Annotated in this window: 6 protein-coding genes; 1 reads left to right on the plus strand and 5 read right to left on the minus strand. The window is 73.0% G+C overall.

All coding sequences use genetic code 11. The features are described 5' to 3' along the window. The 5 genes from ACWEN3_RS37735 to ACWEN3_RS37755 form a co-directional block, all read right to left on the minus strand. The coding region (locus ACWEN3_RS37735; RefSeq protein ID WP_452980630.1) for a nitronate monooxygenase at nucleotides 1–603 on the minus strand (603 nt) is incomplete at its 3' end. A 79-nt stretch (nucleotides 604–682) separates the two neighbouring features. Then, nucleotides 683–2,248: a phytoene desaturase family protein gene (locus ACWEN3_RS37740; RefSeq protein WP_452980633.1), complete on the minus strand. Its 1,566-nt coding sequence runs from the start codon at nucleotides 2,246–2,248 to the stop codon at nucleotides 683–685. Between the two features lie 72 nt (nucleotides 2,249–2,320). Next, nucleotides 2,321–4,204: a protein kinase domain-containing protein gene (locus ACWEN3_RS37745; RefSeq protein WP_452980636.1), complete on the minus strand. Its 1,884-nt coding sequence runs from the start codon at nucleotides 4,202–4,204 to the stop codon at nucleotides 2,321–2,323. A 118-nt stretch (nucleotides 4,205–4,322) separates the two neighbouring features. After that, nucleotides 4,323–5,192: an oxygenase MpaB family protein gene (locus ACWEN3_RS37750; RefSeq protein WP_452980639.1), complete on the minus strand. Its 870-nt coding sequence runs from the start codon at nucleotides 5,190–5,192 to the stop codon at nucleotides 4,323–4,325. A 559-nt stretch (nucleotides 5,193–5,751) separates the two neighbouring features. After that, on the minus strand, nucleotides 5,752–6,210 hold the full coding sequence (locus ACWEN3_RS37755) for a DoxX family protein (RefSeq protein WP_452980642.1): 459 nt from the start codon (nucleotides 6,208–6,210) through the stop codon (nucleotides 5,752–5,754). 211 nt (nucleotides 6,211–6,421) lie between these two features. Here ACWEN3_RS37755 and ACWEN3_RS37760 point away from each other — a divergent pair, with 211 nt between their 5' ends. Further along, nucleotides 6,422–6,580, plus strand: coding sequence for a dienelactone hydrolase family protein (locus tag ACWEN3_RS37760; RefSeq protein WP_452980645.1), 159 nt, complete (start codon nucleotides 6,422–6,424; stop codon nucleotides 6,578–6,580). The last annotated feature ends 335 nt before the right edge of the window (nucleotides 6,581–6,915 follow it).

The following is a 6,915-nucleotide window of genomic DNA, read 5'->3' on the forward strand; positions in this document are numbered from 1 at the left end:
CCCCGTGGGGCCCCCCCCCGGGGGGGGCCCGGCGGCCCCGGCCCCCGCCCCCCCCCCTTTGGCGCCCCCCCCCCCCGGGGCCCCCGGGGGGGGGGGGCGGCGCCCGGGGGGGGCGCCCCCCCCCACCCCCCGGTCGTGGGCGCGGGCGACGACGTCGGCGGGGGGCGGGCCGAGGGCGTTGGCGAGGAGCGCGACCGGATGGTCGAAGGCGACGTCGAGCTGGGTGCGGGCGACCTGTTCCATCCAGCCGGTGATGCGCCACCCGGACGCCTCGCCCTCGGCCAGCTCCGGGACCCCGTGCCGGGCGAGGGTGTCGCGCACGAACCGGCGGTGCCCCTCGGGGATCATCGCCTCGACGTCGGCCTCGGTGACTCCTTCGACCTTCTTGGCGGGCATGACCACGTCCAGCCCGTAGGGCCGGCCGTCGACGTGCGCGTCGAGCCAGTCGAGGTCGCGCTTGAGGTCGTCAGGGGCGGTGTAGCGGACCGCGCCGAGCACTCCGAAGCCGCCGGCCCGGCTGATGGCCGCGGCGACGGCGGGGAACGGCGTGAAGCCGAAGACGGCGTGCTCGACGCCCAGTTGCTTGCTCAGCTCCGTCTGCATGGGCGCAGGATGCCGCAGCCGTCCGCACGGCGGAAGGCTTTTTCTGACGTCCCGTCAGATTATTTGGAGCGTACGGTCGTTACTCGGTGGCCTCCAGGACCGCCATCGCCGCGTTGTGCCCGGGCACCCCGCTGACCCCTCCCCCGCGCACCGCACCGGCGCCGCACAGCAGGACGCCCGGGTGGCGGGTCTCCACGCCCCAACGGCCGGTGTCCTCCTGGGCGTAGGGCCAGGACAGGGCCCGGTGGAAGATGTTGCCGCCGGGCAGCCGCAGGTCCCGTTCGAGGTCGAGCGGGGTCCTGGCCTCGATGCAGGGGCGGCCGTCGGCGTCGGTGGCCAGGCAGTCGGCGAGCGGTTCTGCGAGGTGGGCGTCGAGCTGGGCGAGGGTGGACTTCAGCAGTTCCTCGCGTACGGCGTCGTTGTCCCCGGCGAACAGCCTCGCCGGGGTGTGCAGGCCGAAGAGGGTGAGCGTCTGGTAGCCGCGCTCGGCGAGTTCGGGGCCGAGGATGGTGGGGTCGGTCAGGGAGTGGCAGTAGATCTCCGAGGGCGGAGCGGCGGGGAGCCGGCCGGACGCGGCCTGCGCGTGGGCAGTGGCCAGTTCCTGGTAGCCCTCGGCGATGTGGAAGGTGCCGGCGAAGGCCTCGCGGGGGTCGGCCGCGGGGTCGCGGAGCTTCGGCAGCCGCTTGAGGAGCATGTTGACCTTGAGCTGGGCGCCCTCGGCGGGTTCCGGCGGCGTGTCGCCGGTGAGGGTGGCCAGTTCCTGCGGGGAGGCGTTCACCAGGACGTGCCGGGCGGCGGCCACGCCCTCGCCGTCGGCGGTGCGGTAGGTGACCTCGGCGGTGTGCCCGTCGGTGTCGATCCGGACGGCTTCGTGCCCGGTCGCGATCACCGCGCCCGCCGAGCGGGCCGCCGCCGCCAGGGCGTCGGTGAGGGCGCCCATGCCGCCGACGGGGACGTCCCAGGCGCCGGTGCCGCCGCCGATGACGTGGTAGAGGAAGCAGCGGTTCTGGGCGAGTGAGGGGTCATGGGCGTCGGCGAAGGTCCCGATGAGCGCGTCGGTGAGCACCACGCCCCGGACCAGGTCGTCGTCGAACCGCTCCTCCACGGCGACGCCGATCGGCTCCTCGAACAGGGCCCGCCAGGCGGTCTCGTCGTCGATCCGGCGGCGCAGCTCGTCCCGGCCGGGCAGCGGCTCGGTGAGGGTCGGGAAGACACGCCGGGCGACGTGGCCGGTCATGTCGTAGAAGCGCTGCCAGGCCGCGTGCTCGCGCTCGCCGCCGGTCAGCCGGGCGAAGGCCTCCCGGGTGCGCCGCTCGCCGCCGCCGACCAGCAGTCCGGTGGGCCGTCCGGCGCGCTCCACGGGGGTGTACGACGAGATGGTCCGGGAGCGGACGCGGAAGTCGAGGCCCAGATCGGCGACGATCTTCGGCGGCAGCAGGGAGACCAGGTACGAGTAGCGCGACAGGCGGGCGTCCACCCCGGCGAACGGCCGCGTGGAGACGGCGGCCCCGCCCGTGTGGTCCAGCCGCTCCAGCACCAGCACGGAGCGTCCGGCCCGGGCCAGGTAGGCGGCGGCGACCAGACCGTTGTGGCCGCCACCGACGATGACGGCGTCGTACGCGCGGGTTCCCTCGTTCTCAGGCATGGTCCTTCGTAACACGCGATGATCCACGACGACCAGAGGCGAGCCCCTGCCACCGTGCGGCGCGGCCCCTGGTCAGGGGCCGGCCGAGGCGCGCCGCTGGTGGTGCGCCGCGATCCTGCGGTACAGCTCGCCGGCCTCCGCGTCCCGCCCGAGGCGCTGGAGGCAGTGGGCCTCGTCGTTGCGGCCGGCGAGGGTGTCGGGGTGGTCGGCTCCGAGGACGCGCTCGCGGGCGGCGGCGACGCGGCGGTACTCGGTGAGGGCGTCCGGCCAGCGGCCCAGCCAGCCGAGGGCGACCGCGATCTCGCGGTGGCTGACGAGTGTGTCGGGGTGGTCGGGGCCGAGGACGCGGGCACGCAGGGCGCACACCTCGCGGGCCTCGGCGAACGCCTCCTCCCAGCGGCCGAGGCGGCCGAGGTTGACGCCGAGGCCGTGCCGGGCGCGGAGGGTCTCGGGGTGGTCGGGGCCCTGGACGCGGGTGCGGTCGTCGATCAGCTCGCGGTACCGGCGCAGGGCCTCCGCGCTGCGGCCGAGGCGGCCGAGGCTGAGGGCGCTCTCGTAGCGGGCGGCGAGGGTGTCGGGGTGGTCCGCGCCGAGGGTGCGCGTCCGCGCTGCGGTGATGTCCGTGTAGAGGGGCAGCGCCTCGGGCGCGCGGCCGGTGCGTACGAGGGTGAAGGCGGCCTCGTAGCGGCTGGCCAGGGTCTCGGGGTGGTCGGGGCCGAGCAGGGCGGCCCGCTCGGCGGCAACGGCCCGGTACACCTCACCGGCCTCCGCCCAGCGGCCGTCGCCGGCCAGCCGGACGCCCTCGTGGTGCCGTGCGGTCAGGGCGGCGAGGGTGTGCGGCGCCGGGCCGGTCAGCAGCGCCACCGCCGCGCCGGCCGGGCCGGTGGCCCACCGGCCCGTCAGCGCCGCGCCCGGGTCCGGGGGCAGCGCGGGCAGTCCGGCTCCGGGCGCTCCCATCGCCTTGTGACCGGTGGTCATGCCCTGGGTCCAGGACGGCAGCCGGGTGCGGTGCGGCTCCGGGAAGGCCGGTTCGGAGGTGGTGGTGAGCCGACCCGGCTCCCCGCCCGGAGGACGGGTCGGCGGCACGGTCGGGAGGTGGGCGGTCGTGGTCCGTCCCGGCCGGAGCAGGTGTACCAACTCCTCGGCGTCGTACGGTCGTTCCTCGGGACGTTTGGCGAGCAGGGCGAGGATGACGCGGTCGAGGCGGGCGGGCAGCTCCGGGCGCCGTTCGCGCGGGGGCCGGGGCGGGGTGTCACGGTGGCCGATGAGGATCGCCCAGGCGTCGTCCAGGTCGAACGGGGGTGCCCCGGTGGCTATTTCGTACAGCACGCAGCCCAGCGAGTACAGGTCGCTGCGCCGGTCGACGGCGTCGCCGCCGATCTGCTCCGGGGACATGTAGTGCGGGGTGCCGAGCGCCACCCCGGTGCCGGTCAGCCGGGCGGTGAAGCCGATGTCGTGGCCGAGGCGGGCGATGCCGAAGTCGCAGATCTTCACGGTGCCGTCGGTCAGCCGCACGATGTTGGCCGGTTTCAGGTCCCGGTGCACTATGCCCTGCCGATGAGTGTAGGCGAGGGCGGCGGCGACCTGGCCGGCGATGTCGAGCACGTCGTCAACCGGCAGCGGATGCCCCTTGTTGTCCGCCAGCAGCCGGCTCAGGTCATGGCCCTCCAGCAGCTCCATGACGAGATACGGCACCCCGTCGGACTCGCCGAAGTCGTGCACGACGGTCACCCCGCGGTGGGAGAGCGCGGCGGCCACCCGGGCCTCCCGGCGGAACCGTTCCCGCAGCACTCGGGTGAACGACGGGTCGTGGTACGGTCCCGGCGGCCTCAGGCACTTCACCGCGACCCGCCGGCCCAGGGACTCGTCCCGGGCCCGCCACACCTCGCCCATCCCGCCCCGCCCGATCAGTTCGAGCAGCCGGTACCGGCCCTGGACCAGCCTGTTTTCCCCCATAGCGATCCGCCGCCCCCGTCGCCGTCCGCCCCGCCCCCGGGAAGCCCGCCGCGCCGGACCCGAACCCCACCGGTCCGGCCCGATCCGTGACGCACCCCTGCTCGTCCAGTATGGCGGTCTATCGCCCGACTTTGTACGGTGCCGGACGGGCGTCCGGGCCGAGCCGCGCCATCGCGCGCAGAATGTGTTTGGGCGGCAGCTGCCAGCGCAGACGTGCGGGAACACGGCGCAACAGGGCGCCCGTGACCCGCAGCCGGCGGGTCACGACGGCGGGTGCGGGGGCCGGTCTGCCGTACAACGCGTGGGCGTACGGCGGCAGAGCGGCGTACGCCAGATGCGCCACACGCCGCCACAGCACCTCGCGCGCCGGGACCAGGAGGGGGTGCGTCGGCGGGCGGAGCAGGAAGTCGTCCACCACGCGGGCCTCGGGTCCCGCGGCCAGTTCGGGCCGCACCCGCTCGAAGTAGGCGGCCAGCTCGGCCCGGTTCGCCGGAACGGTCCTCGCGTCGAGGCCCACCAGGCGGGCGCTGACGCGGTGTTCGGCTATGTAGCGGTCGGCCTGGGCGTCGGTGAGCGGGAAGCCGGAGCGGCGCAGGACGTGCAGATAGGAGTCGATCTCCGCACAGTGCACCCACAGCAGCAGCGCGGGTTCGCCGACGCCGTACCGCTCGCCCGTGGCCGGGTCGGTCGCGCTCAGCATGCCGTGGATCCTGCGGACGCGGGCGCCCGCGCGTTCGGCGGCCTCGGTGGTGCCGTACGTCGTCGTACCGACGAAGTTCGCGGTGCGCATCAGCCGACCCCACGCGTCGCGCCGGAAGTCGGAGTTCTGCAGGACGCCCCGGACCGCGCGGGGATGCAGGGCCTGGAGGTAGAGCGCCCGGACGCCTGCGACCCACATCATGGGGTCGCCGTGCATCTGCCAGGTCACGGAGTCGGGGGTGAACAGCCCGGGGTCGTCGCCCATGCCCGCCGGTGTGACCACAGCCATTGGTTGCCACCTCGTATCGCCGCAGACCTGTGCTTTTGCCAACCAGCGGCGGCAGCCCGCCGCGCCGATCACGGAGCCTTCTCGGCACACTGGCACACACCGGCGGCTCGGGGCGCCCCTGCACCGACGACACGTGGCGCGCATGACGGCACTCCTCTGTCGTAAGCGCCTGCCGAGATCGACAGTGGCCATTCACTCGAAAGTGTACTCATCCATCTCGCCCCGGCATGCGTTGCCGAGAAGGGCGGCATGCAAGGTCGGTTACCGACTACCGAGGCCTCACCCAGCTCCACTGATGCACCAAACAGGCGTCGAGACCGCCGCACCTGTCACAGTCATTCTGGCCACAATCGCCGTCCGCTTATATGAGTTGCGGAACCGAGGTGCGTCTCACGGTGATCAGGGAATGTATCACCGCCATCATCTGGGCTCATGTCGCTGATCCCACCCGCACGAGCGGAGCAAGGGAAACGCCGATCGTGATCGCTTTCTGAGCAACCCGAACATCCCCTCGGAACCGAGGGGATGTGTGGGCCGTCCTGTCATCGGCAGGACATGCTTACGAGGTGGGCACCGGAGCCGCACCTTCATCCGCGGCCGGGGTCATCCCTCCCTTCAGAAAGGTACTCAGTGCGCAGACCCCGGGCCCGACGCAGGCGATCAGCAGGAACGCCCAGCAGAACATGACAGCCGGCTCACCGCCGTTGTCGATGGGGAACAGCGCGTGGGACTGGTGCACGCTGAAGTACGCGTAGGCCATGGACCCGGAGCAGATGATGGCCGCGGTCCGCGTGAACAGGCCGAGAGCCACCAGGGTGCCGCCCACCAGTTCAATGGCCGCGGCCCACCACCCCGGCCACTGCAGGACGGAGACCGTACCGCCGCCGTGGGCGCCGCCCAGGACCCCGAACAGGGCCGCGGCGCCGTGACAGGCGAAGAGGAAACCGGTCAGCAGGCGAAAGGCGGCCTGCACGACCGGCCGCATGCTGCGTAACGTCAGTGCCGGTGAGAAGTGCATGGGGGTTACTCCTCAGTCTCGGAAACCTGGCGGCGGCAGATTTCAGACATGGACATGCCACAACCGGTGTAACGCAGAATACAAACCCGCACCAGACGCCCAAAGCTCTGGGTTTCCTCTGAACTCGGCGATCCGGCCCGGCACACCGACGGAGCCGAGCACGATCGGCTGCACCAGCGTTCGGGCTGTGATAGGACGGCCATCCTCTGCCGTGCGCCCTGGTCGCGCGGCGCCTTCGTGCGAGCAGGCCGAGGAGCGACTCACCAAGGCCACGGTGCCGCACGAGCTGGTGACCTACCCCGCCCGCCACGGCTTCGCCTGCGCCGACCGCCCGGCCGACTACGACCCCCAGGCGGGCGACGACGCCTAGCGAAAGATCAGGAGCCTCAGCTTGTGCCGGAACAAGCCGCGTTCGAGGCGGGCGCCGGCACGAACCCTGCGACGATGTCCGCGCATCCATGGCCGGCCAGCGCTTCTGTTCGGACCATACATGCTTGACAACCATCGCGAGGGCGGCAGTGGTCGGTCCGGCGCCGCAGGTGGCCGTGGCCGGCAGCCCGACAGTGGCCAAGGTGGACTCGATCGGACTGGTGGTCCGCAAGCCGCACCGGCAGTCAGCTGGGAGGTTGAAGGAACGCCAGCCACCCTCCACACGTACTATGTGCTGGCGGGGGCTACGCCGGTCCTGGTTCACAACTGTGATCC

Source organism: Streptomyces sp. NPDC004561 (assembly GCF_053602155.1).

Coding starts and splice junctions, on each gene's coding strand:
- ACWEN3_RS37750 (WP_452980639.1), bottom strand. CDS start 5,192: ATGGCTGTGGTCACACCGGCGGGCATGGGCGACGACCCCGGGCTGTTC.
- ACWEN3_RS37745 (WP_452980636.1), bottom strand. CDS start 4,204: ATGGGGGAAAACAGGCTGGTCCAGGGCCGGTACCGGCTGCTCGAACTG.
- ACWEN3_RS37740 (WP_452980633.1), bottom strand. CDS start 2,248: ATGCCTGAGAACGAGGGAACCCGCGCGTACGACGCCGTCATCGTCGGT.
- ACWEN3_RS37755 (WP_452980642.1), bottom strand. CDS start 6,210: ATGCACTTCTCACCGGCACTGACGTTACGCAGCATGCGGCCGGTCGTG.